This window comes from Pseudomonas sp. ESBL9, assembly GCF_036668715.1.
GTDB lineage: Bacteria > Pseudomonadota > Gammaproteobacteria > Pseudomonadales > Pseudomonadaceae > Aquipseudomonas > Aquipseudomonas lundensis.
In genome coordinates this window covers 1-3,068 of the sequence record NZ_JAZEVV010000015.1, presented here as the reverse complement: position 1 = coordinate 3,068, position 3,068 = coordinate 1, and the positions used below count along the sequence as shown (strand labels likewise).

At 51.2% G+C, this 3,068-nt stretch carries 1 rRNA gene; it reads left to right on the top strand.

Annotation, left to right across the window (positions count from 1 at the left end):
• Window positions 1-104 precede the first annotated feature (104 nt).
• Window positions 105-2,996: ribosomal RNA gene (locus tag V6F78_RS22215) — 23S ribosomal RNA — on the top strand.
• The last annotated feature ends 72 nt before the right edge of the window (window positions 2,997-3,068 follow it).

The window sequence follows — 3,068 nt, the reverse complement described above, 5'->3', positions numbered from 1 at the left end:
CACTTTCACTGGTGTTTATTCAGGCTAAGGTAAAATTTGTGAGTAATTGCAAGTTTTCGGCGAATGTCGTCTTCATAGTATAACCAGATTGCTTGGGGTTATATGGTCAAGTGAAGAAGCGCATACGGTGGATGCCTTGGCAGTCAGAGGCGATGAAAGACGTGGTAGCCTGCGAAAAGCTTCGGGGAGTCGGCAAACAGACTTTGATCCGGAGATGTCTGAATGGGGGAACCCAACCATCATAAGATGGTTATCTTGTACTGAATACATAGGTGCAAGAAGCGAACCAGGGGAACTGAAACATCTAAGTACCCTGAGGAAAAGAAATCAACCGAGATTCCCTTAGTAGTGGCGAGCGAACGGGGACCAGCCCTTAAGCTGTATTGATGTTAGCGGAACGCTCTGGAAAGTGCGGCCATAGTGGGTGATAGCCCTGTACGCGAAAACATCTTTGCAGTGAAATCGAGTAGGACGGAGCACGAGAAACTTTGTCTGAATATGGGGGGACCATCCTCCAAGGCTAAATACTACTGACTGACCGATAGTGAACTAGTACCGTGAGGGAAAGGCGAAAAGAACCCCGGAGAGGGGAGTGAAATAGATCCTGAAACCGTATGCGTACAAGCAGTGGGAGCCCACTTTGTTGGGTGACTGCGTACCTTTTGTATAATGGGTCAGCGACTTATTTTCAGTGGCAAGCTTAACCGAATAGGGGAGGCGTAGCGAAAGCGAGTCTTAATAGGGCGTCTAGTCGCTGGGAATAGACCCGAAACCGGGCGATCTATCCATGGGCAGGTTGAAGGTTGGGTAACACTAACTGGAGGACCGAACCGACTACCGTTGAAAAGTTAGCGGATGACCTGTGGATCGGAGTGAAAGGCTAATCAAGCTCGGAGATAGCTGGTTCTCCTCGAAAGCTATTTAGGTAGCGCCTCATGTATCACTGTAGGGGGTAGAGCACTGTTTCGGCTAGGGGGTCATCCCGACTTACCAAACCGATGCAAACTCCGAATACCTACAAGTGCCGAGCATGGGAGACACACGGCGGGTGCTAACGTCCGTCGTGAAAAGGGAAACAACCCAGACCGTCAGCTAAGGTCCCAAAGTTATGGTTAAGTGGGAAACGATGTGGGAAGGCTTAGACAGCTAGGAGGTTGGCTTAGAAGCAGCCACCCTTTAAAGAAAGCGTAATAGCTCACTAGTCGAGTCGGCCTGCGCGGAAGATTTAACGGGGCTCAAACCATACACCGAAGCTACGGGTATCACGCAAGTGATGCGGTAGAGGAGCGTTCTGTAAGCCTGTGAAGGTGAGTTGAGAAGCTTGCTGGAGGTATCAGAAGTGCGAATGCTGACATGAGTAACGATAATGGGTGTGAAAAACACCCACGCCGAAAGACCAAGGTTTCCTGCGCAACGTTAATCGACGCAGGGTTAGTCGGTCCCTAAGGCGAGGCTGAAAAGCGTAGTCGATGGAAAACAGGTTAATATTCCTGTACTTCTGGTTATTGCGATGGAGGGACGGAGAAGGCTAGGCCAGCTTGGCGTTGGTTGTCCAAGTTTAAGGTGGTAGGCTGGAATCTTAGGTAAATCCGGGATTCTAAGGCCGAGAGCTGATGACGAGTGTTCTTTTAGAACACGAAGTGGTTGATGCCATGCTTCCAAGAAAAGCTTCTAAGCTTCAGGTAACCAGGAACCGTACCCCAAACCGACACAGGTGGTTGGGTAGAGAATACCAAGGCGCTTGAGAGAACTCGGGTGAAGGAACTAGGCAAAATGGCACCGTAACTTCGGGAGAAGGTGCGCCGGTGAGGGTGAAGCATTTACTGCGTAAGCTCATGCCGGTCGAAGATACCAGGCCGCTGCGACTGTTTATTAAAAACACAGCACTCTGCAAACACGAAAGTGGACGTATAGGGTGTGACGCCTGCCCGGTGCCGGAAGGTTAATTGATGGGGTTAGCTAACGCGAAGCTCTTGATCGAAGCCCCGGTAAACGGCGGCCGTAACTATAACGGTCCTAAGGTAGCGAAATTCCTTGTCGGGTAAGTTCCGACCTGCACGAATGGCGTAACGATGGCGGCGCTGTCTCCACCCGAGACTCAGTGAAATTGAAATCGCTGTGAAGATGCAGTGTATCCGCGGCTAGACGGAAAGACCCCGTGAACCTTTACTATAGCTTTGCACTGGACTTTGAATTTGCTTGTGTAGGATAGGTGGGAGGCTTTGAAGCGTGGACGCCAGTTCGCGTGGAGCCATCCTTGAAATACCACCCTGGCAACTTTGAGGTTCTAACTCAGGTCCGTTATCCGGATCGAGGACAGTGTATGGTGGGTAGTTTGACTGGGGCGGTCTCCTCCTAAAGAGTAACGGAGGAGTACGAAGGTGCGCTCAGACCGGTCGGAAATCGGTCGTAGAGTATAAAGGCAAAAGCGCGCTTGACTGCGAGACAGACACGTCGAGCAGGTACGAAAGTAGGTCTTAGTGATCCGGTGGTTCTGTATGGAAGGGCCATCGCTCAACGGATAAAAGGTACTCCGGGGATAACAGGCTGATACCGCCCAAGAGTTCATATCGACGGCGGTGTTTGGCACCTCGATGTCGGCTCATCACATCCTGGGGCTGAAGCCGGTCCCAAGGGTATGGCTGTTCGCCATTTAAAGTGGTACGCGAGCTGGGTTTAGAACGTCGTGAGACAGTTCGGTCCCTATCTGCCGTGGACGTTTGAGATTTGAGAGGGGCTGCTCCTAGTACGAGAGGACCGGAGTGGACGAACCTCTGGTGTTCCGGTTGTCACGCCAGTGGCATTGCCGGGTAGCTATGTTCGGGAAAGATAACCGCTGAAAGCATCTAAGCGGGAAACTTGCCTCAAGATGAGATCTCACTGGAACCTTGAGTTCCCTAAAGGGCCGTCGAAGACTACGACGTTGATAGGTTGGGTGTGTAAGCGCTGTGAGGCGTTGAGCTAACCAATACTAATTGCCCGTGAGGCTTGACCATATAACACCCAAGCAATTTGCGTCGAAAGGCCAGATTGCGGTGTGTGAAGACGATACAAACCGAAAGTTTGCA